At 41.3% G+C, this 21,718-nt stretch carries 16 protein-coding genes; 10 read left to right on the top strand and 6 right to left on the bottom strand.

Annotated elements, in window-relative coordinates:
- The first annotated feature begins 445 nt into the window (after positions 1-445).
- Both CAL7507_RS20335 and CAL7507_RS20330 read left to right on the top strand, forming a co-directional pair.
- The gene (locus tag CAL7507_RS20335; RefSeq protein ID WP_015130373.1) at positions 446-1,618 is read left to right on the top strand and encodes a glycosyltransferase; all 1,173 of its coding nucleotides are present in this window, start codon (positions 446-448) and stop codon (positions 1,616-1,618) included.
- Positions 1,619-2,006: 388 nt separating this feature from the next.
- Positions 2,007-3,656, top strand: coding sequence for a GMC oxidoreductase (locus CAL7507_RS20330; protein ID WP_015130372.1), 1,650 nt, complete (start codon positions 2,007-2,009; stop codon positions 3,654-3,656).
- Between the two features lie 320 nt (positions 3,657-3,976).
- On the opposite strand, the gene CAL7507_RS20325 is transcribed toward CAL7507_RS20330, so the two are convergent.
- The gene (locus CAL7507_RS20325) at positions 3,977-5,098 is read right to left on the bottom strand and encodes a hypothetical protein (protein ID WP_015130371.1); all 1,122 of its coding nucleotides are present in this window, start codon (positions 5,096-5,098) and stop codon (positions 3,977-3,979) included.
- A 629-nt stretch (positions 5,099-5,727) separates the two neighbouring features.
- Here CAL7507_RS20325 and CAL7507_RS20320 point away from each other — a divergent pair.
- From CAL7507_RS20320 to CAL7507_RS20310, 3 genes are all read left to right on the top strand, one after another.
- On the top strand, positions 5,728-6,186 hold the full coding sequence (locus CAL7507_RS20320) for a DUF29 domain-containing protein (protein ID WP_015130370.1): 459 nt from the start codon (positions 5,728-5,730) through the stop codon (positions 6,184-6,186).
- Between the two features lie 346 nt (positions 6,187-6,532).
- Positions 6,533-7,849, top strand: coding sequence for an FADH(2)-oxidizing methylenetetrahydrofolate--tRNA-(uracil(54)-C(5))-methyltransferase TrmFO (gene trmFO / locus CAL7507_RS20315; protein ID WP_015130369.1), 1,317 nt, complete (start codon positions 6,533-6,535; stop codon positions 7,847-7,849).
- A 96-nt stretch (positions 7,850-7,945) separates the two neighbouring features.
- Entirely contained in the window at positions 7,946-8,659 is a 714-nt protein-coding gene (locus CAL7507_RS20310) for a Uma2 family endonuclease (RefSeq protein WP_015130368.1), read from the top strand.
- An 87-nt stretch (positions 8,660-8,746) separates the two neighbouring features.
- Here CAL7507_RS20310 and CAL7507_RS20305 read toward each other — a convergent pair whose 3' ends face one another.
- Together CAL7507_RS20305 and CAL7507_RS20300 are read right to left on the bottom strand one after the other, a co-directional pair.
- On the bottom strand, positions 8,747-9,391 hold the full coding sequence (locus tag CAL7507_RS20305) for a ferritin-like domain-containing protein (protein WP_015130367.1): 645 nt from the start codon (positions 9,389-9,391) through the stop codon (positions 8,747-8,749).
- Positions 9,392-9,764: 373 nt separating this feature from the next.
- On the bottom strand, positions 9,765-10,718 hold the full coding sequence (locus CAL7507_RS20300; protein WP_015130366.1) for a stage II sporulation protein M: 954 nt from the start codon (positions 10,716-10,718) through the stop codon (positions 9,765-9,767).
- Between the two features lie 80 nt (positions 10,719-10,798).
- Between CAL7507_RS20300 and CAL7507_RS20295 the strand changes: the two genes are divergently transcribed.
- Positions 10,799-11,656 (top strand): glycerophosphoryl diester phosphodiesterase membrane domain-containing protein, encoded by an 858-nt coding sequence (locus CAL7507_RS20295; protein ID WP_015130365.1) that lies wholly within the window; start codon positions 10,799-10,801, stop codon positions 11,654-11,656.
- Between the two features lie 20 nt (positions 11,657-11,676).
- Positions 11,677-12,456 carry an RDD family protein gene (locus CAL7507_RS20290; protein WP_015130364.1) on the top strand — a complete coding sequence of 260 codons (780 nt, stop codon included), beginning with the start codon at positions 11,677-11,679 and terminating at the stop codon, positions 12,454-12,456.
- Positions 12,457-12,507: 51 nt separating this feature from the next.
- On the opposite strand, the gene CAL7507_RS20285 is transcribed toward CAL7507_RS20290, so the two are convergent.
- Entirely contained in the window at positions 12,508-13,257 is a 750-nt protein-coding gene (locus CAL7507_RS20285) for a hypothetical protein (protein WP_015130363.1), read from the bottom strand.
- A gap of 575 nt (positions 13,258-13,832) precedes the next feature.
- Between CAL7507_RS20285 and holA the strand changes: the two genes are divergently transcribed.
- The 3 genes from holA to CAL7507_RS20270 all read left to right on the top strand — a co-directional run bounded on the left by holA (position 13,833) and on the right by CAL7507_RS20270 (position 15,896).
- Positions 13,833-14,828, top strand: a complete 996-nt coding sequence (holA, locus tag CAL7507_RS20280) for a DNA polymerase III subunit delta (protein WP_015130362.1) — start codon at positions 13,833-13,835, stop codon at positions 14,826-14,828.
- A gap of 185 nt (positions 14,829-15,013) precedes the next feature.
- Positions 15,014-15,490 carry a DUF4168 domain-containing protein gene (locus CAL7507_RS20275; protein WP_015130361.1) on the top strand — a complete coding sequence of 159 codons (477 nt, stop codon included), beginning with the start codon at positions 15,014-15,016 and terminating at the stop codon, positions 15,488-15,490.
- A 46-nt stretch (positions 15,491-15,536) separates the two neighbouring features.
- On the top strand, positions 15,537-15,896 hold the full coding sequence (locus tag CAL7507_RS20270) for a hypothetical protein (protein WP_015130360.1): 360 nt from the start codon (positions 15,537-15,539) through the stop codon (positions 15,894-15,896).
- A 10-nt stretch (positions 15,897-15,906) separates the two neighbouring features.
- Here the strand turns inward: CAL7507_RS20270 and CAL7507_RS20265 are convergent, their stop codons facing one another.
- Positions 15,907-16,515: a LuxR C-terminal-related transcriptional regulator gene (locus CAL7507_RS20265; RefSeq protein WP_015130359.1), complete on the bottom strand. Its 609-nt coding sequence runs from the start codon at positions 16,513-16,515 to the stop codon at positions 15,907-15,909.
- Positions 16,516-16,968: 453 nt separating this feature from the next.
- Positions 16,969-21,009: an ATP-binding protein gene (locus CAL7507_RS20260; protein WP_015130358.1), complete on the bottom strand. Its 4,041-nt coding sequence runs from the start codon at positions 21,007-21,009 to the stop codon at positions 16,969-16,971.
- Positions 21,010-21,718 lie beyond the last annotated feature (709 nt).

The following is a 21,718-nucleotide window of genomic DNA, read 5'->3' as shown; positions in this document are numbered from 1 at the left end:
AAAATCATACAGCAAGATAAAAAATCCCATACAAATTGAAATAATGTGATTTAATCTCTTGTTGATTGGGTAACAATACTGAACCCTTTCATAAGCTTTGCAATGTCATTAAAAAAGTTTTACGAATACCTCATTAATTATTATTATTTTGCAGATATTGTGAATATATATCTAGTAAAAAAATGGAAGTTTAAATAATTCGTAAGTTCATTCAAAAACCAATCAAACAGAAAACATGGCTTTCATCAAGCCACAACTTTGTCAATGCGGCAGCTTTTCTGTGATTAGTTAAAGGTAAAAACAGGTCAAGTAAATTTAGGATTGCATATACCTACTGAGTTCAAAATCAACTCAGCGATCAAATATTAAGTGATTGTGTATTTTTTATTATTGAAGCTTGCAATAAAAGCTTTAATAACTATTTTTATATTGCAGGAGAAAAAATATGCTGAAAAACAATGTCCGTCATGTCAATGAAGAATCACGAGTCTTAATTGTATCGATGCGAAATTTAAAACTCCATGTTTCTCGCGCAGCAGTTTATGAATTTGAAGATGTAATTTGTGGTTGCGATACAGTTGATTTAATTGTACCTAGTTTAGATCCTAATATCTTTAAAGTGACCAATAAATTAGCCAACAATACAGCCAAATTTTTTAAAAACGGCAAATATATTAAATCATTAGTCAACCAGAAAATCCAGATAGAGAAAGAATACGATTTATTTTTCTTTTTTTGCCAATCAATTCAGGATATTCTGGTTTTAAACTCTATCCAAGGTTGGAGAGAAAAGTGCCGTTATGCTGTCTGTTGGTTAGATGAGATTTGGGCAAAGGATATTGATAATTGGCTAGTTCAACTACGGCTTTTAAAAAATTTCGATAATATTTTCATGAACTTCAACTCTAGTATTGATCAGGTTGCGGATATTGTACAACGGCCTTGCCATTCACTTTCTTATGGCGTTGATGCCATCAAATTTTACCCAGATTCTATTAATCTTAAGCGCAGTGTTGATGTTTTGAATATAGGGCGACGTTCAGCAGTTACTCATAATTCTTTACTAGAATTAGTAGAGCAGAAAAATCTATTTTATATCTACGATACTATCAAAGAATTATATATGGTTGATTATCGATACCATCGCAGTCTCTATAGTAACTTTATCAAGAGAAGTCGCTATATGATAGTTAATAAAGCAAAATTTGATTTAACTGGTCAAACTAATTTACAAGAAGAGGTGGGTCCACGTTTCTTTGAAGGAGCAGCAGGCGGAGCAATAATGTTAGGAGTTCCTCCAAAATGTGAGGCTTTTACTCAAAACTTTGACTGGACAAATGCAGTAATTGAAATTCCATTTAATTGCTCTAATATAGCTGATATTATAGCTGATTTAGATGGGAAGAGTGAGGATATAGAAAGAATATCCACAGATAATATTGTCAACTCGTTATTAAGGCATGACTGGGTATATCGGTGGGAAAATATTTTGGCAACAGTAGGACTAAATTTAACTCCCGAAGTCCAAGAACGCAAAGCTAATCTAAAGAACTTAGTTGAAATGGTAAACACATCAAAAAGCCATAGCTACAAGCAGCAAGCTGCTTTTGCTAATTAAAATTTTTTAGGAGTTATGCGTTGATAAATTAACTATAATCTGCATATCTAAGTAAATATTTAACAGTCAAAATAAGCTTGTGATATGGCAGTCAGCTTTGATTTTTAAGCTATAAGCAGGATGAGTAATGCTACCAAGTCCAGGTTTTGGTGGTCATTGCCCAATCTACAGAGACTTAGATTTATGCAAAAATCAAATAGGATTTATATAGTTATTTTTTATCCAGGCATAACTCCTAATTAAATCAACTCATATTCAATTGATGCTTATATGAGTTGATGATATTACACATAGGAATCGGCAAATGGTTCGTTACCATATTGAAATGTAGGCTGATTTTCTCATTTTGTCTTAACCATTTAGATAAAAATTGATGGTGTACTAAACTATGTTAATTGATGCACTTAAATTACCTATTGATGAGACTATTGAAACGGAAGTTTGTATTGTTGGTGCTGGGCCAGCAGGGATTACTTTAGCACGTGAATTTGTTTCTACAAACTTTCGAGTTTGTCTTTTAGAAAGTGGCAGAATCGATTTTGATCAAAAGACTCAGTCACTTTATCAAGGAAAAAGTGTAGAAAATTTGTTTGGTACGCTGGATGATTCACGCCGATTGCAATTTGGTGGTACTGCAAACTGCTGGAAGATTAGAATAGGTGATAATCAAATTGGTGTGAGGTATGTACCACTAGATAAAATAGATTTCGAGAAAAGAGACTGGTTAGCATACAGTGGCTGGCCTTTTGATAAATCTCACCTCGATCCTTTCTATGAACGCGCTCAAGTGGTATGCAAACTAGGGGATTTTGTATATGATGCCGAAGCTTGGCAGAACGAGCATACACCGCAGTTATCTTTTATTGATAATATAACGACTGGTATGTTTCAATTTGGTCCACGTGCTGTGTTCACTCATGAGTATCGTGAAAAAATTAATCATGCTAGTAACATTACAACTTATCTCAACGCTAATTTAGTTGAGATTGAAACAGACGAAACAGCTAAAAAAGTTACCCGTTTACGAGTAGCTTGTTTATCAGGTAAGGAATTTTGGGTTTGTGCTAAAGTTTTTATTTTGGCAACGGGTGGAATTGAAAACGCACGTTTACTATTGATATCAAATAAGCTGCAAAAAGCTGGATTAGGTAACGAAAATGATTTAGTGGGTAGATTCTTTATGGATCATCCCTTGGTGAAGTGCGGTAAGTTGATTCCTAGTAGTTCCGATATTTTTCAGAATACAGCTTTATATGATTTGCGGCGCGTTAATAACATACCAGTAATGGGTAAGTTGGGATTGACAGAAGAAACCATGCGTCGCGAACAGTTGCTAAATATTAGTGCGATACTATTTCCTATTCCAAAACCGTATCAATTGCAAGCTGTGAATGCATTGAAAACACTACTTGCTTTTATGCATAATTCAGCAGTGCGTAAAGACAGCATCAAACACATCAGGAACGTAATTGCTGGTCTTGACTATATCTTACCTGCTGCTTATGGAGCATTGATAAAGCAGGAACCATTTCTTCCTAGTTTGGCTTGGGGTGGTTGGTCATATTTGAGGGATATTGAACGGAGATTTAGTGAGTTTGAAGTCTGGCATCAAACAGAACAAGCACCCTTTCCAGATAACAGAGTAACACTAACTACCGATCGCGATCGCCTCGGTCGCCAAAAAGTCAAATTACACTGGCAGTGGCATGATATTGATATTGACACGATTAAGCGATCGCAAGATATGCTCAAAGCAGAATTTGCTCGCGCTGGAATTGGTGAACTGCAAGTTGAACGAGATGGAGAACTGCCAAAATTGATCCATCCTGGTACACATCATCATATGGGAACAACACGGATGCATGACGATCCCCTCCAGGGTGTTGTTGACCGCAATTGTAAGCTGCACAATGTTTCTAACTTGTTTATCGCAGGTAGCTCTGTCTTTCCCACAGGCGGCTTCGCTAATCCTACACTAACTATTGTGGCGCTGGCAATTAGACTAGCTGACCATGTGAAAACGGTATTGAATCAGTGAACAGTGAACAGTTATTAGTTACTTGTATTGAGCGCAGTCGTAAAGCCTGCGGCATAGCTCCGTTTAAGGCGTAGCCGACGCACCAGAAGTATCAGTTATCATTGTTTGAGTCGGGGTTAAATCCCTCACTCAAACCTACCACTTTTAGATGTGGAGGGTTTAAAAATAAGTAGTTAAGCAAAATTAAATATATATTGCGATTGCTTCGTTCCTCTCTTCGAGACGCTACGCGAACGCAATGACAAGGGTTTGAAGTTTTCAAAATGTATAAATATTTTTGCACTACTACTTATTGCATTCGTAGGCTATTAAAAATTGGTTTACTTCCTCAATAACCCTACTTTCTGCAAACGTGAAATCAATCCAGGACGGCTACTATAATCTTTTTGCATCTGCTGAATACTTGCTTGAAACTCCTCTAATTTCCCCTGATACTCAGCCAAATCACGTAAATCAACCAAATGTGCAACAGCTTGGTCATAAGGTTTGGATTGTTTGAGTGTAATTAACTCGAATACCTGTTCCCAAACTTTATCTTTCTTCTTTGCCAATGCTTGTAATTTTTGTATCTTCGCTTGACGTTTTAATTCTCGTTCCTTTTCTGCTCGCTGAGTAGTTTTTCCCTCCGCAAGTTTTAGCAATTCCAAAAGTGTGCGTCTGGGAGCGTCATAATTAACATGAACTTCTTTTTTACCAGATAATTCCCGCAACCTATGATTTAGCTGTATCTCAAGATGAGACTCGCCGTTGAGAAGCCGAACTAAAAAATCATTTTTTTCGCGATCGCTCAAATTTGGGATTAAATCCTCTAGAGAGTCCTCCTCTTCTTCTTGGGACTCACTGGCCATAGCTGCTGCAGTCATCAAATCCTGCTCAATTTCCAAAAAATCGACCAAAACTAAAAGTGAATTTGGTAAATCATCCAAATTGGCAGGTACGGGAGGTTCGATGCAATCTGCCGATTCTGGATCGAAGTCTATTGTTGCCGCTTTAAGCCATGCAAGATACAAACATCGATAATCACCTTGCAATAAATTATTGCGTAACGATACCATGTCAGATAAATAACCCTCACCGCTATCTATCCAATGGCTCATTTCTTCATCGCTAATGTTTATATCTAGGATTACAGATTTTTTTGTAGTTGCGACAGTAATTCTATCTTCAAGACAATAGGGTTCAAACACATCTGCATTAACCAAAGATTTGGGAAAGCGAAATATTAATTGTCGAGAACCCCAACTTGCCATATAAAGCATGATATCGAAGCATTTTTCTAACAATTCCTGTGGATTTCCACGAAAATCGCCGTAGTTGTAAACAAACTTTGCTTGGGTTGATGTCAATTCAACACGACTAGAAAGACTTTGAACATAAGCCTTCTCTGAAGCATTTAAAGGTCGATCTAATGCCAAAAATTCATAGTATTGATATTCGCTCATGGCATTCTCCTTACACTTATCTTTCTATAGTTAAATATAAAGTTCAATGGGTACAAGACAAGTAACTAGGCGTGAATAATTATCGCTGGGATTAGGCAATAGGTAGAAGGATTTGAGCCTTGTTTGCTTTTATTGTGCCGATTTACTTATCTAGCGCGATCGCACTTTCGCAACAGATATAGCGGTTCCCATTCAGATGTGGTACGAAATTATATCCCAAGCTGTAGGGGCACGGCACTGCCCATTGGTGTCAACTTAAGCAACAGATAGCTTATTTGCTGGCTTTCATACCCGCCTTGGAATGAATTCCTTTGGCTTTTAGCTAAAGTCTACTGAAGTAGACTAGTGGTTTGTCAATTTTGTTTTGAGGGGTTTTTGGTAGTGCGGGCCGAAAAGCCCGCGTGAGCGAGACGCTCACACTACAGTCCCTCATTTCAACCCTGACAGACTACTAGGCTGTTGACTCTGTACCTTTTTAGCAATTAAAAAATCAGGCAAAATTATGTGTAGTCATTGCGTTGGCGTTAGCCTTCCCGTAGGGTACGGAGCGTTCGACGCGTAATCAAGGTGCTAAAATTCGCGTCAGAATCCCGATAAAATGAAGTCAGCGTCGGAGAGGAGCAATTCCCATGACACAAGCCCAAGTGCAGAAAACCCTCTATCAGAGTGATCTGGTTGCCTGGTTAGACGACACCGCGATTAAGCTGAAACAAAGGCAATTTGAGGACATTGATATCGATAGCTTGATTGAGGAGATTGAAGGCTTGGCAGGACGAGATAGACGAGAACTCAAACATCGGCTAGTCGTGTTACTTAATCATTTGATCAAACGCCTTTATGTTAACCTACCAAACGACTATCGAGGTTGGGAACTGACTATTCGTGAACAACGTAGACAGTTAACAGATTTGCTAGAACAATCGCCCAGTTTATGCAACTATTGGGTTGAAATCTTTCCAGTTGCTTGGAAAACTGCCCTTTCAGAAACACGAGAAGACTATCCACAGTTTCATTTGCCGGATGAGTGGCAATTTTGTGCTGAAATTAATGCCCTCTTGAGTGAAAAGTTTTGGGAAAATCATGAGTGATACAATTCGCTCGTAATGACGCAAAATCTCAGTCCGTGCGTAAGTCTTGTTCTGCTATATTGGGATGATCCGCCTCCAGTAGCTTAACGCTACGGTGTACACATAAGTATGACCCGCATAGGTTTCAACTCTTTTAGTAATTTCGTGGGGTGCGTTATGGACACGCCGAAATAGCAAATGCGATCGCCGTCATGCCAGCGTCACGCACTGCAAATCTTAGGTGGATGTAGTTTTTCCGACTTGTGTGTACACTGTAGGCTCAACGACACAGGAGCCTGTGGCAGATTATGGGTGTAGGTTCGTTTATATTGGTGATATGGACGCCCAGCAGATTGAGTATTGAATTATGGAACAACAACCGATACAAGTAATTGGAGGTGGATTAGCTGGGACAGAAGCAGCATGGCAAATCGCCCAAGCTGGTGTACCAGTAATTCTGCATGAAATGCGGCCGAAACGCTTCAGCCCGGCTCATCATACAGAACATCTGGCAGAATTGGTATGTAGTAATTCTTTTGGCGCAATGGCTAGCGATCGCGCCACAGGCCTATTACATGAAGAATTACGCCAACTTGGTTCTATAATCGTTGCCAAAGCCGATGAACACGCCGTACCCGCAGGTGGTGCCCTAGCTGTAGACAGAGGGAAATTTGGCGAAGATTTAACAGAAACCTTATCTCGTCACCCGTTAATTGAATTCCGCCGTGGTGAAGTCCCCGCCATTCCTGAAGGCGTAGTAGTTTTAGCAACTGGCCCTTTAACCAGCCCTGACTTAGCGGAGGATTTGCGCTGCTTAACGGGTATGGAATACCTGAGCTTTTTTGATGCCGCTAGCCCAATTATTGTGGGAGAATCGATTAACCAGGATATTGCCTTCATGGCATCGCGCTATGACAAAGGTGAGGCTGCTTATCTCAATTGCCCGATGAATAAAGAGCAGTATCTCCGGTTTTGGGAAGAACTCCGCCAAGCAGAACAAACGGAACTCAAAGATTTTGAACGGGAGACGGCGAAATTTTTTGAAGCTTGTTTACCCATTGAAGAACAAGCATTACGCGGGGAAGACACCATGCGTTATGGCCCCCTCAAGCCAGTGGGATTGTCTGATAGTCGGACTGGGGAACGTCCCTACGCTGTAGTGCAGTTGCGACAAGAAGACAAAGCTGGTCAATTATGGAACATGGTAGGATTCCAAACAAATCTGCGTTGGGGTGAACAGAAACGAGTTTTTCAGCTAATTCCTGGTTTGGAGAAAGCGGAATTTGTGCGACTGGGAGTCATGCACCGCAACACCTTTATTAATGCACCCCAGTTGATGTATCCGACTCTGCAATTTAAACAACGCCCCACATTACTAGCCGCTGGACAGTTGACTGGTACTGAAGGTTACACCGCAGCGGCTGCAGGTGGTTGCTTGGCGGGAATCAATGCTGCAAGGCTAGCTTTGGGTAAAGAAGCATTAAGTCTACCACCGACAACTATGATGGGGGCACTGTTTGAGTTTATCAGTTCCGCTTCACCGAAGCATTTTCAACCAATGCCGCCTAATTTTGGTATTTTCCCAGAATTGGGGATGAAAATCAAGAGTAAACCAGAGCGTTATGGACGTTATCGCGATCGCTCTTTAGCTGATTTGGCAAATTGGAAAACTGAAAATTTATAGTTGTTATTTGTCATGCCTTCAGTCCAAACCTTTGTTTGGTTGAGGCTTTCTGAAGGCTAAAATAAATCAATTAACCTGCAATTCTCTACCAAAATCATGACTCTAGCTAAAGAATTAGAGACTACACAGGACATAGCTGAAGATGTTATTGTTCCTCCAGGTGATTTATATAGCGATGAGCCTCCCTTTGAAAGCAAACTACATCTAGAGCAAATCATGCTCTTACTAAAATGTCTAAAATGGTTGTGGCGAGATCGGAACGATTTCTACGCTGCTGGCAACCTGACAATTTACTATAGTCAAAATAAGCGCAAAACAGAACATTTCCGTGGCCCAGATTTTTTTGTGGTGCTAGACACAGAACGCAAAACCCGCAAAAGTTGGGTTGTGTGGGAAGAAGATGGCAAATATCCCCACGTAATTTTAGAAATTCTCTCGGAATCAACAGCTAATATTGATCGAGATTTGAAGAAAAACCTTTACCAAAATACTTTTCGCACTCCTGATTATTTTTGGTTTGATCCATATACATTAGAATTTGCTGGGTTTCATTTATTAGATGGCAAATATCAGCCTTTAGAACCTAATAATCAAGGGCATTTGTGGAGCCAACAGTTAGAGTTATATTTGGGTATTTATCAAGGATTATTGCGATTTTTTACGCCGGAAGGTGAGTTAGTTCCTACCCCTGAAGAAGTCGCAGAGTTAGCAGAATATGAACGTCAACAAAAAGAAATAGCTCAACAAAAAGTAGAAAAATTGGCTGCTAAGTTGCGAGAGTTAAATATAGACCCAGATACAATTTATTAAAAATCCTCATCCACAAGGGGATGAAGATTTTGTTCAGTGTTTAGTTATATCAAGACAAGTCTATTGTCTCCATTCTCAATTACTCATTTAAACTTTCAACACCCAAGCGTCACGATTTTCTGCACTAACGAAAGCGGCTGGGACAATTTCTAGATTTACGCCGAGGGACTTGAATGTGGCGCGAATAGCTGCGGCGTGGGCAGACTCAGTGCTACCAATACTTGCACCGACAGTGATCAATTTTGGTGTTTTCAACTTAGCGACTTCTTGAGTATAGGCGATCGCTGCATCTGTTTCTAAAGCCAGTGCTAGTTTGGCAATATTCACATCACTATCTACATTGCCTTCACCCCTTTTGATGTATGACGAAACATCATATTTAGCCTCTGCTTTGACGGGTTTTCCGCCCAAACTGGTGATTGCAGCTGCTAGAGCGTCCCGATGTTGTTTATGATCTGCTTGGTTACGCAAAGCCAGGGCTAAAACAGCTTTACCAACATCAGTGGTAGTTAATTTACCTGCAGCGAAACTATAAGCCCAAATTGCCTGATGTTCGTAGTAAAGGGCACCATTAAGAATTTTTAGATCATTTTGCTTATTGATTGGTGATTGTGCATCAACTTTTTCGGCAATCAGTGGTAAACCGAACGCACTTGCGACACCTGCAATTGCTCCGCTCACCAGAACCTGACGGCGGGAAGATTTTTTGGTGAAAGCGTTTTGAAAGTCCATTAGTTAGTGTCTCCTCAGTAATTTTACGGCTGTTGTGATGTTGACATAAATACTAAAAAATAGCTAGGGTTGATAACCCTCTTGCGAAACTAGCTTTTATCAGCAGCAAGAAAAGGGAAATTACATTCCTTTCACCCTTCCCCTTTCCCCGACTTTTGCAAGAAGCTTAGTCACTCTAGCTACCAGTACTGCTTTTGGAGAGATTAATTTAAAACCGATAACTGTAGTATGTCTTCAGTAGATGTCCACTTTCCAGGTCAATTAATGCTCATTGCTTGTTTATTTTGATCAGTAATAAATTTTCTACGCTAGCAGGGAAAAATTAAATGGCCGATACAAGGGGCACAGCACTAATCAGGTATTGAGCATTCCTTTAAAGGCGCTTACGACTACAATAAATCACCAAAAGTACAAACAAACCCATCCCCACAACATACTTAAAAGGATTTGGCACACTAGGATTAGGAGAGAAAAAGCCTTCAATAATCCCAGCAATCACCAACATAGGTACAATACCAAATACTAATCGTACTGCTTGGGAACCATAGAATTTTAAAGCATCACCCCGACGATATTTACCAGGAAATAAAATTGCTTTTGCTAATAAAAACCCAGCCCCACCAGCAAAAAATATTGCGGGTAATTCTAAGGAACCGTGGGGAAATACAAATGCCCAAAAGGGATAAGCAAGATTATTTTGACCCACTAAAGTACCAACAGCACCAATCAATAAACCATTAAAGACCATCAAATAAGTTGTATACGCTCCTGCTGTCATCCCACCCGCAACAGCAGCAAAGGAAACCGACAGATTATTGATCATGATTCCGCTAGATGCTAGGGGTTCAACACCGACAATTGACCCCATCCACAATTTATGCTCATCTCGCACCTGGGAAATCAAGTGATCAGGTACTATCAGTGACATAAACGCGGGATCTTGCCAAGCATACCACCAAGCAACTAGCGCCCCCAGCAGGAACAAACCGGTAGCAGCAGCGATATATGCGAATGTTTGCTGAACTACAGCAGGTAATCCCCAGCGATAGAATTCCACCACGGCTTGCCATTCCTGCCTTCGTGAACCTTGGTAAATCTGCGTATAGGCACGAGTTGTCAAGGACTGTAAACTTTGTATCAAAGTATTACCTACTTCCTGAGTCCGAGCCCGTGCCAAATCAGCAGCCACTGAACGATATAAACTAGCTAGTTCACGAATTTCTATAGCTCTCAACGATTTCAGACCCTTTTTTTCTAATTGCTTTAATAAAGCGTCCAGACGCTGCCAATTTTGTTCTCTGCGTGCAATCCAACGTTGAATATTCATAAATTTTGGGAATATTAGGTATAAGGTACTTTAAGATAGCCTCAAATTCATCTCCGTACTTTCAAGGAAAAGTTGATATCATGTCTGGTAATTTTGGAGATTCCAGTTCCATACAACCACTGAGTGTGGGAAATGTCGTGAGTGCGGGACTGCGATTGTATCGTTCTCACCTGAAGGATTATTTTTTACTTGCTCTCAAGGCTTATTTGTGGGTACTGATTCCAGTTTATGGATGGGCAAAATTTTATGCCCTGACATCGCTGATTTCTCGCTTGGCTTTTGGTGAATTAGTCAATCAACCGGAGAGCATCTCATCGGGTGAGCGTTTTGTCAATTCCCGATTATGGAAGTTTTTCGGGGCGATGATATTACTGGGGCTGATAGGTATAGGAGTTTTCTTGGGTGTGGGGATTGTATTTACTTTGTTGGGTGCCCTAGCAGTGGGTTTCATTGGGAGAGGCGCTCAACAAACAGATGTTGCTGCTGTGACTATTCTTGTGGGGTTGATAGGCATTGTGCTAGGCATTGTGGCACTTGTAGTAATTTTATGGTTTTTGACCAGGTTTTATCTAGTGGGTGTACACCTGGCAATTGAGGAAAATATGGATGCTGCATCAAGTATTAGGCGTAGTTGGGAATTAACACAGGGTAATGCATGGCGGATTCTTTTAATTGGATTTGTGGCTTTTTTGATTACAATACCTATTCAAATTGTTGTTCAGATTGTCAGTACTATTATTCAGCTAGTTCTCACACCTTTAGTGCAAGATGGATCTGGTATTTATGCGCTACTTTTTTTCGTGTTAATTCTGGGTATAAGTTTCACCAGTGGGGCTTTGATTGTGCCATTCTGGAAAACAATCCAAGCGGTAATTTACTATGACTTACGGAGTCGTCGTGAAGGGTTAGGCTTAAAGTTACGCGATCGCGAGATTTAAACGCCAACACTGGAACTATTATGCACCTGTTTAACCGTGTTAAATTCCGCACACCAGAAAGTGTAGAACTAGAATTCAGCCTCGCTGGAATTGGTAATCGTGCCTGGGCATTAATCATTGACTATCACGTTTTAGCCGTGATTATGGTGGTGTTTTTTATTGTCTGGACTATAGTTTCAGTGCAGCTAGGCGATTTTTGGGTAGACATTTTTGGCTCAGGAGTGGCTTTGTGGTTGATGGCGATCGCTTTCGTCGTTAGCTTCTGTATTTATGCTGGCTACTTCGTATTTTTTGAAACTCTATGGCAAGGACAAACCCCTGGTAAACGTTTTGCCAAAATTCGTGTTGTGCGAGATGATGGTAGACCAATTGGTTTGCAACAAGCAACCTTACGGGGCTTATTACGAATTTTCGACGAGTTTTTGTATATTGGAGCTTTTTTAATTGCTTTGAGTCGCCTGGAAAAGCGCCTTGGTGATTTGGCTGCTGGTACGATTGTGATTCAAGCCCAAATACCTGTGACATCAGCAACTTTTACCATTTCCGAACAGGCTAAGTCGCTGCATGAGCAGCTACTACAAATTTGCGATTTATCATCATTATTACCAGACGACTTTGCTGTGATTCGAGAGTATTTGCAACGGCGTAGTTTAATGTCGCCCAAGGCAAAAGCCTCTCTATCTCTTCAGTTAACCCAACAGTTACAAGCTATTCTGCATCTAGAACAAATACCAGAAGGTGCAACTTTTGATGTTTTTTTAGAAGCTATTTATCTAGCGTATAAGGAAAGGGAATATTAAATTTATCAGTTAACAGTTAACTGATAACTGTTAACTGTTAACTGTTAACTGTTAACTGATCACTAAACTTGGCCAGTCTGGCTGACGATAGTAGCCCGTCATGTCATTAAATTGTCGCAGTTCAACGCGATGTATTAAAAATTCTGGCGAATTTAAAAGCCATTGTTGATTCAACTCAGATAATGAGGTGCTAAGGTTGGTACGGTCTAGATCAGATGAAATTTTGCCAAAATAGCCTAATGTAATATGGGCAGTGAAGTGATAGTGTTGTTCAATTCCCAAGGCGATTAACTGGGGATTTTGATAAATTGTGCGGCGAAACTTAATAATCTGTTCATAGCTGCGTTCATCTTGGGGTACTAAACACACACCTACAGCCCTTGGCAAGACTATCAGTCCCAGCACCTGCCAATAAATTGGTTGAGTCTCCTGTGTCAAGGATTGTTGATATTGCTGAAAGATTTCCGCAAAGCAAGAACGTAACTGTTGTTCAAATTCGGGATTTTTTTCGCAGGCGTCACGGTAAGCACTGTCCCAAATCAAGTCAGCTAAAGTTAAATGAAAGCTGGTAGAGGGTACAGGTACGATCAAATCGCTATCAGCAGGCAACTTTAACAGTTCCTGTTGATAAACTTGTAACTTTGCATAGAAAGTCGAGTTTTCTGACTCTTCTACCGCTGGTGGGGTAATTAGCGTATAGCCAGGAAAAGGCGCTGCTTGTATGTACCCAGAATGCGGCTGAAATTTAGAAGATTCTTGGATATGCTGAACCTGTGATCTGTAAGCTTCTGGCAGCGTCATGCGCGCTACCCGATTTAAGTATGTTTGATAATTGTCGTCCAATCTTCTTAGCCTCGCGCTCTCACTTGATAGATTTTAGGCAAAGTTACCCAGATTAACAAACTTGGGGTAAGGAACTGTAACCTAATTTCTCAATTTTGGGAAGATTTTTCGCTTGATTAAGAATATTTTGAGTATTTCAACTGATTGACAAAATGCACTTTATTGTAAATTCTGCGTTAGTGGTCAGTACGCCCGTTTACAGTTAAAGGATCTGCTTGAATACCCCCCTCTCCTGCGGAGCAGCTGCTGCTGGTGCGTAGCAAGGTAGGTTGAAACCCTGCATATTGTAGTAACTGAGCGTAGTCGAAGCGTGGGTAGCTTAGTTTTCCCTATTGCCCATAGCAGTTTTCGGTCGGATGGCATCCGAACGAGAACCGCTATATTGGACTATATGAATCCGATTTGATTATTGAAAAAATCTAAGTATCTGGGAGTGTCATCCAAAAGAGTTTCTCGCGTAGAGAGGAAATGCAGTTGTCCACATCTATCTAGCAGTGATTAGATATGAGTAGGTTTGTGTGACTGGTTTCTTTATGCCAATTTATGTTTACTGGGGTGAAGATGATTTTGCCATAGAAAAGGCGGTATCACTGTTGCGCGATCGCGTCCTCGATCCCCAATGGACAAGTTTTAACTATACCTCGTTTCTTCCAGATCAACCGGATGCTACGATCCAGGGATTAAATCAGGTCATGACACCAAGCTTTGGAGCCGGTGGACGGTTAGTATGGTTGATTAACACTAATCTGTGCCAGCATTGTCCAGAGAATGTGTTAGCCGAACTGATGCGAACCTTGCCAGTAATTCCCCAAAACTCATTTCTCTTGCTCACCTCTCGCAACAAACCAGATGAACGCTTAAAATCGACAAAAATCCTCAAACAATTCGCCACGGAGTTTCGAGAATTCTCGCTGATTCCGCCCTGGAAGACGGAATTATTGGTGCAGGCTGTTCATCAGGCTGCTCAAACAGCGGGTTTGAGATTGACAGCTAAAACTATGGAAGTGTTAGCAGCGTCTGTAGGCAATGATACACGCCTCCTCTACAACGAAATCGAAAAATTACGGCTTTATGCTGCCGGTAGTAATCAGCCATTAGATGTAGATACTGTCACGCAGTTAGTCAGAAATACTACGCAAAATAGTTTACAATTAGCAGCAGCAATTAGAACAGGGGATACAGCTACGGCTTTAGCAACCTTAAATGATCTGCACAATGCTTCTGAACCTGGTTTGCGGATAGTGGCTACATTAATTGGTCAGTTTCGTACCTGGCTATTGGTAAAAATTATGATAGAAAGTGGGGAACGGAATCAACAGGCGATCGCCAAAGCTGCTGAGATCGGTAATCCTAAACGTATCTACTTTTTACAGCAAGAAGTCAAGTTCCTTTCTGTGCAACAACTAATCTCCACTTTACCCTTACTACTAGAGTTAGAGGTGAGTCTCAAACGAGGCTCTACGGATATATCAACCCTTCAGACTAAAGTTATAGAACTTTGTCAAGTATGCCAAGGAAGACAACAGTAAAAGGGATTAGGGACTGGGTGTCAAATTGAAAAATTATGGTGAGGGACTCCGATGCTCGAATACTCGCTACCGTGGCCACCAGTTGAAGATAAAAATTTTATAGATTTGGAGTCTTTTGGAACTTCTGACTCCTAAAATAATTCTGAGTCATCATATACCTACCGTAGTTCTGTGTCACACAATATATGAAGAGAATATCTGATTTTTTTCTCCGACTAAGCCTGCAACGAAAGCTTTCTCAATCTTTTTTTTATGGGGCGATCGCTAGTGTTAGTGTAGTTACTAGTGTTTTAGTTATCAGCACCAAAACTAATGCTCAAACTCCAGCAGTCAACAATACTGAAGTTAATAGCTATGCTCAAGCTGTGTTAGCAATGGAGCCAGCGCGTCAAAAAGCTTTTGAAGAGATTAAAAAGCTGATTGGTGGTAGAGAAATTCCCAAGATTGTTTGCAATGACTCCAACAGTATCAACGGTCTTTCTTCACAGGCTAAAGATATTGCGGTTAATTACTGTAACCGTTCCCAGAAGATAGTTGAAGATAATGGTTTAAGCATTGATCGCTTCAACAAAATCACCGTAGAGCTACAAAATAACAATGACTTAAAACAGCAGGTGTTGAATCGATTAATCCATCTGCAAAAAGTTTCTGACCCTCGATAGGTCAAAATTTTATCGAGCATTGAAAATCAGCGCTTGATAGGTGGTTATGAACCAGAATTTAAATGAAAAACAAGCACGCTTTCAACATGAAAATACACCAATTCGTTTAGGACATATAGCTGCCAATTTAGTGCGTATTAAGTCATTTTCTCATGTTGCTTACAAAGAAGCAGTGATCAGTGTAATTTCAGAAACCAAGTGGTTTATTGAGTGGACGGCAGCAGACATTGAACCTCTTCTAGCTGAAGAATTGGTTAATATACAAGTCCAACTGCCCATGTGGGAATTATCTGGGAATGATATTTGGTCGGATGAAAAAGCGCGTAGTGAAGTTGCAGAACAATCTGGTATTTGGTCTGGACGAGTATTAGATATGTCAGGCTTGCTGTCTGAATTCATGATGTAATTAAGGTTTATCACTTTTCTAGAAACGCCTGTCGCTTGGCGTGAATATTTTTCATGTGCTTTTTTACTGTGTTCATTGTGATGTATAGTTTGGCAGCAATATCTTTATAGCTAGAGTTACCTCGATAAAGACACCAAATTTCGGCTTCTCGTGGTGTGAGATCATATTTTTTGACTTCAGCGATCGCACTATTTCTCTGAGACTCAGATCGGTTCTCAATTGTCACTAAAAAATAAGGTATCTGAAACCCTGGTAAATTTACCAATCGCACCCGCACCCGAAATATATGTGATTGATTAAGTACAATCTCATCTGAGAGGATCATTAATTGCTCAGACGGCAAACCGTGACTGTCAAGTAGTGATTGACAAAGCTGCCAGATGAGTGGAGATACAAAATTTGCGGGACGATTTTCTTGATTTAATTGACTACAAATTAGGTGAGCAGATGCATTAGCATGAACTAGTTCACCCATTGCATTGACGATTAATATGCCATCTTCTAAGCCTTCAAGCACGGCTTGCAAAAAAGAAGCTTGCAGCAATTCACGACAGTCTGTGCTATTTAAATTTTGTGGTTTAATTGCTATTTTTGTCGGTGTCTTTGTGAGGGTCATCATATAAGCTTGGATTTGCAAAATATTACTTATTTAGTAGATGCATTTGTCGATAAATATGCACTCTGCGTATATCAGTTATCAGTGGGGAGCTAGAGTCCCCCACGTCTAATGGTTACTGAGCAGTTCGACAGGCTCACTCTGAGACTTTTTTGAAGTAAAGTGACAGTATTTCAATACGACGATTGTTTTCTGGTGGGCAATATTTACCCTTCGCTCAAACCCTGATTTTTACCTTGTAGGCAGTTTCCACGCTACGGAAATTAAGAATGGGGCACAATGTAAGGAAAATTACCTTACTTGTGCAAGCAGTCTATGAGTTTTTCTGCCTTGTGAGCAACATAAGTTACATACAACTCGGCAATTATTTATTTCGGATGTCAGGGGTCAGGGGTCAAGAGTCACGGGTTAAAGTCTTGTTATCTCTCTTTTGTCTCCCTGCTCCTCTGCCCTCGTTCAAGTCCGTCCCACAAGGCTGGCGACTACTGTGGCTAACTCAGCCGGCTCAATAGGTTTAGGCAAATGTAGCTGATAACCGGACTGTATGGCGCGCATCCGTTCCTCTGCTCTAGCATATGCGGTGAGGGCTGCTGCGGGAATTTTTCCGCCTTGTTCTGGAGGTTGCGATCGCACTTTGCGGATGAGAGAATAACCATCCTCTTCTGGCATACCGATGTCACCCACTAAAACATCTGGTTTCCACTCTGCAATCATCTGCAATGCTTCTGATACTGAACCCACTGCCATAACTTCCGCATGGCACTCTTGAAGTACGGTAGTGATAAATTCACGGCTATCAGCTTCGTCATCCACAACTAGCACCCGTACACCCAGGAGTAAGGGGCTCGTAGGTAAAGAACCCGAATCTTGATTTTCTCCGCTTCCTGGGGGTAAACTCACGCTGCTATTTGGCGATAACAGTGGCAATTTGACTGTAAAAATTGCTCCTTGCTGTTCACCTTGACTATCTACGTGGATAGTACCGCCATGCAATTCTACTAAATGTCGCACGATCGCTAAACCAAGTCCTAGTCCCCCATGAGGTCTAGTGCTAGAACTATCTGCTTGACGAAAGCGATCGAATACGTAAGGGAGAAACTCAGAACTGATGCCAATACCTGTATCAAGTACTTGAATTTGAGCGTAATCGGTAATATTATCCAATTGCTCTTGCTCATTACCGCTGGTTTTGGAAAGTTTAATTTCTACTCCACCACCTCGGGGTGTAAATTTAATGGCATTGGATAGTAAATTCCAGATTATTTGTTGTAGACGTTCTGGATCGCCGACGACTAAAAATTTTGAATTGAGATCCTTGGCTTCACTGAGGGCGCTATGTTTCGGGAATCCAGAAAGTCGATAGATTTTGGATTTGAGGATAATAGATTCTGGATGTTCGTTGTTTGCTACCTGTGGTTCCCACCAAGGAATGAGGGAAAATGTCAAATCGATTTCTTTGGCTTGGGCGGCGAGGCTAACAGTCTCCAGGACTGACTCAATCATCAGCATGAGATCGCAAGTCCGGACATTGAGACGCAACTGGCCTCTAATCATCCGCGAAATATCCAGGAGGTCTTCAACTAACTGGGTTTGTGTCCTGGCATTGCGCTCAATTGTTTCTAAGGCTTTAGATATCTGAGTTTCGCTGAGATTGCGCGATCGCAGCAACTGTGCCCAACCGAGGATGGCGTTGAGGGGCGATCGCAATTCATGGGATAATATCGCCAGGAATTCATCTTTCATGCGGTTGGCTGCTCGTAATTCCTCAGTTTGCTGCTGCAAAGAGGCAATTAAACCAGCTCTTTCCATAGCGATCGCAATTTGGTCACAAACTGCCTGCATCATCCCTTTTTGATTCTCAGTGAAGCGCGTCCGAGTGCGAGAGCCAAAGGAAAGAGTCCCCAAAAGTTGCCCTTGAGCAATCAATGGGTAAGCATAATAAGCCGTAACCCCCAAGGTGCGAATTAATTCTGTTTTCGGGTCAGTTGATTGCTGCACATTTTCTACAGCAATGGCATGACGCTCCAGAGCTGCACTACCGCAGATTGCTTGACCCAAGACTATCCACTCAATTTCTGCCGCCTGTTCCTGGGAAATGCCCCTGGAGGAAGCTAGATGCATTAACTGAGAGTTTTCCTCAACCAAATAGTTGAAGTAAACATCTAAACCTATTTGCTCCGAGAGTTTACGGAATAAGCTGTCAATTAGTGCTACAGGATGCTGGCTGGAAAGGAGTTCACTAGCGGTATCAAATAGGATCTGCAACCTTTTATAACCCAGTGACAGGGCTTTTTCTGCCTGCTTCAAATTGGTAATTTCTTGGAATACCATGACACAGGTAGCCGGATGACCATGCATCGCTGGCAGGGTATCGGCAAATATCAGTAGGGAGCGCACCCCACAGACTGTATGCCAGTCTACTTCTAACCCATTCAGGCGTTCTCCACGGGCAACCCGCACCCCTGGCATTTGGTCATTGGGGATGCGATCGCCATTGGCATCGCTGTAATAATAAAATTTATGATATTCTGCGGCTGGTATGCCCCGGGGAAATTCCCCACCAGCTAATTCGTTAGCGGCGCGATTAGCAAAAGTGACTTTTGCCGTGGCTGGTTCGATAAACAACAATGGCCTTGGCATCAAATTGAGGACATCTTCCAGCCATTTTTGCTGATTGCGTAGTACCTCTTCTGCCTGTTTCCGTTCCGTAATGTCTAAAAATGCACCGATACATCCTCTAGTTTGACCTTCCTCATCAAACAAGGGGGCAACGTACTCTAATACTTTGACAATTTTGCCATTTTCATGAACGACATCAATTTCAAAATCGAGAACTTCCACACCTTCGGCTGCAGAGTACTGCATGGGTAACTCTTCTGGTCGTAGTTCCCTACCTTCGCGGTAAATTTTAAATGTCGGTCTTTCATCAATGGGAGCGCTCAAGGAGGCATTAAGATTTGGCGATATTCCCAATTGTTTGGCAAAGGCTGGATTGACTTTGATATTTTGACATTGAGGATCTTCGGCAATGCCAATGCCAATGGGAATTACATCGAGTAAGGTTTGTAACTCAGCCACGCGCCGCTGGAGATTTTTGTTGAGTTGCACAATTTCTGCTCTTGCTTGCTGGCGATCGCGCAGTGCAGCTTGCTGTGCGCTTAAATCTAGAATAAAGGTGACTGTTTCTTGTCGTTTTTCTGCCAGCAGCACGTAACCTACGAGAACTGGGACACGGCTACCATCCCGGCGAATATATTCTTTCTCATAAGGCAGACAAGCACCATTAGCATTTTCTTTGGCTTCGGTGACTTTTTGCCAATCCAGCTCAAACTGTTCTGGTGGTGTCAGCTGATGCCAGCTAATTTGTCCGGCGATTAAATCTTCTTGGGTGTAACCAATAATGCTCAAAAATGCATCATTTGCTTGTTGAATAGTGCCATCAGCGTTGCCAAAGGCAATACCAACGATGTTAGCATCTACAAAACTCCTCAATTTGGCTTCATTAGCTCTGAGTGCATCTTGAATGCGATCGTGTTGACGACTGAGGCATTCGACGACAGCTGCACTTTGCCACACCACAATGGCGAAGATCACAATTAAAACGATCGCAAATAGGGATATGGCAAATGCTGCATCATATTGTTTTGCCTGTTGCCCTTTGACTATTAACCACCCTACTAAAAATGGTACTGCGATCGCTGCCAGCAACAACCTCCTAGCAAACAAGCCCCCGTAACTATCACTTGTGACTACCCGCATTAATCCTTGGTGGGGATGCGTCCACAGCATACCAATACACAATACTAGAAAGGTTAGTGCTGTGGGTAAGGCCATTGATGTTGTCTGTGGGAGTAAACCATAAACTAATTCCACCTTGTAGGCATAGGCAATCAGAGACTGAAAAGCAATCAACGCGATCATCAGACTAATGATTTGGGCATACCAATAGTTACGGCGACTTTTTTTCCTGACCAGAAGCTCTAAGCCTATGCCGACAAATATAAAGTTCAGTGCTGTTTTTAGCCCCATTCGCCCAGGAGATGATATTGCACTCTCCTGCATCCAGTCACGGAACAACAGTTCATCAATTCCCAAATTCCAGCCAAATAAATATTGACTGAATGTGAGCAAACCAGTGATCAACACTAGTAATGCACACACCCTCGCCAGCTTGAAGTAGAGAACACTTTGACGAGGATAATTCTTTTTTTCTTTGCTTGCTCCATTTTGCCCCAACCCCAAAATACGCCTCTGACTCCCTGCGTTTTGTAACAGCCACAGCGATATACCAGACAGTACAAAGCACAATCCCGAATTGGCTTTCATTGTCACGTTACTAGCATAGAAACCGTTTTTGAGAAATTCGATCTCAAAACACCAACCAAGTAGTACCGAGATCCCGACCAGAATGACAAGCCAACTTGCAACCGTTACTACTAGTGAATGTACATGGATTGGCTGTATATTTCGCAGCCATAAGCGGTTGACTTTTAACATTGAGATTTCTGTAACCGCATCTGTAATAGCGTGGTAATGTTCAGTATCGATTACGGGTTAATTGGAGAAATGTCTAGTAGCCTATGTTACTCATACTTGGTTTTTTTTTCATCTATCTATATGCATATTTTTTGATTTTAAATTGAGAATCGAAAATAAAATCTCCTGAAAAATCTATCTTTATGCATATTTAAAAATTCCTAGATATGTAGTTATTTCTCATCACAATCGAAATTTTATGGTGGTGTTCATTCTCCCTTCACCAATTGCCACAATCATTTTACCGAGAAAGCCCCTAAATTCTATTTAAGATACAAGGGGCGGGGTTTCCCGCCCTCGATTGTATGTCACTGAGCGCAGCCGAAGTGTTGCATTCGACCGAGAACCGCTGTATCCAGGGAAAGCTGATCAACGACCCTGCGATTCGTGGTCTTGCACCTGTGGATAAAAAGTAGTAAAGACAAGATTACAAAAGTGGCTTTTGCATTTTTCTGGGTAAAGAAATCAAGATAAATTCAATACCTTTAACTTTGCTCTTAGTTCTACAAGAAGTCTAAAGTTAATTTGATATAGGAATCCAATTTGATTTTTGAATACAAGTAGGTATTCGTAGGGTGCGTTATGCGAAACGCTAACGCACCAAACCCTTGATAATGGTGCGTTACGCTGTCGCTAACACACCCTACGTATCTGTTCAGAATTCAAATAG

The organism is Calothrix sp. PCC 7507, from assembly GCF_000316575.1.
In the GTDB taxonomy this organism is placed as follows: Bacteria; Cyanobacteriota; Cyanobacteriia; order Cyanobacteriales; family Nostocaceae; genus Fortiea.
Note: the sequence above shows the minus strand (reverse complement) of the source record. Positions and strands in the feature narration are given on the sequence as shown.

Excerpts from the sequence above, each read along its gene's own strand:
- CAL7507_RS20295 (WP_015130365.1), top strand. The coding sequence starts at position 10,799 with ATGTCTGGTAATTTTGGAGATTCCAGTTCCATACAACCACTGAGTGTG.
- CAL7507_RS20325 (WP_015130371.1), bottom strand. The coding sequence starts at position 5,098 with ATGAGCGAATATCAATACTATGAATTTTTGGCATTAGATCGACCTTTA.
- CAL7507_RS20265 (WP_015130359.1), bottom strand. The coding sequence starts at position 16,515 with ATGATGACCCTCACAAAGACACCGACAAAAATAGCAATTAAACCACAA.
- holA (WP_015130362.1), top strand. The coding sequence starts at position 13,833 with ATGCCAATTTATGTTTACTGGGGTGAAGATGATTTTGCCATAGAAAAG.
- CAL7507_RS20310 (WP_015130368.1), top strand. The coding sequence starts at position 7,946 with ATGACTCTAGCTAAAGAATTAGAGACTACACAGGACATAGCTGAAGAT.
- CAL7507_RS20320 (WP_015130370.1), top strand. The coding sequence starts at position 5,728 with ATGACACAAGCCCAAGTGCAGAAAACCCTCTATCAGAGTGATCTGGTT.
- CAL7507_RS20270 (WP_015130360.1), top strand. The coding sequence starts at position 15,537 with ATGAACCAGAATTTAAATGAAAAACAAGCACGCTTTCAACATGAAAAT.
- CAL7507_RS20290 (WP_015130364.1), top strand. The coding sequence starts at position 11,677 with ATGCACCTGTTTAACCGTGTTAAATTCCGCACACCAGAAAGTGTAGAA.
- CAL7507_RS20335 (WP_015130373.1), top strand. The coding sequence starts at position 446 with ATGCTGAAAAACAATGTCCGTCATGTCAATGAAGAATCACGAGTCTTA.
- CAL7507_RS20275 (WP_015130361.1), top strand. The coding sequence starts at position 15,014 with ATGAAGAGAATATCTGATTTTTTTCTCCGACTAAGCCTGCAACGAAAG.
- CAL7507_RS20300 (WP_015130366.1), bottom strand. The coding sequence starts at position 10,718 with ATGAATATTCAACGTTGGATTGCACGCAGAGAACAAAATTGGCAGCGT.
- CAL7507_RS20260 (WP_015130358.1), bottom strand. The coding sequence starts at position 21,009 with ATGTTAAAAGTCAACCGCTTATGGCTGCGAAATATACAGCCAATCCAT.
- CAL7507_RS20285 (WP_015130363.1), bottom strand. The coding sequence starts at position 13,257 with ATGACGCTGCCAGAAGCTTACAGATCACAGGTTCAGCATATCCAAGAA.
- CAL7507_RS20330 (WP_015130372.1), top strand. The coding sequence starts at position 2,007 with ATGTTAATTGATGCACTTAAATTACCTATTGATGAGACTATTGAAACG.
- trmFO (WP_015130369.1), top strand. The coding sequence starts at position 6,533 with ATGGAACAACAACCGATACAAGTAATTGGAGGTGGATTAGCTGGGACA.
- CAL7507_RS20305 (WP_015130367.1), bottom strand. The coding sequence starts at position 9,391 with ATGGACTTTCAAAACGCTTTCACCAAAAAATCTTCCCGCCGTCAGGTT.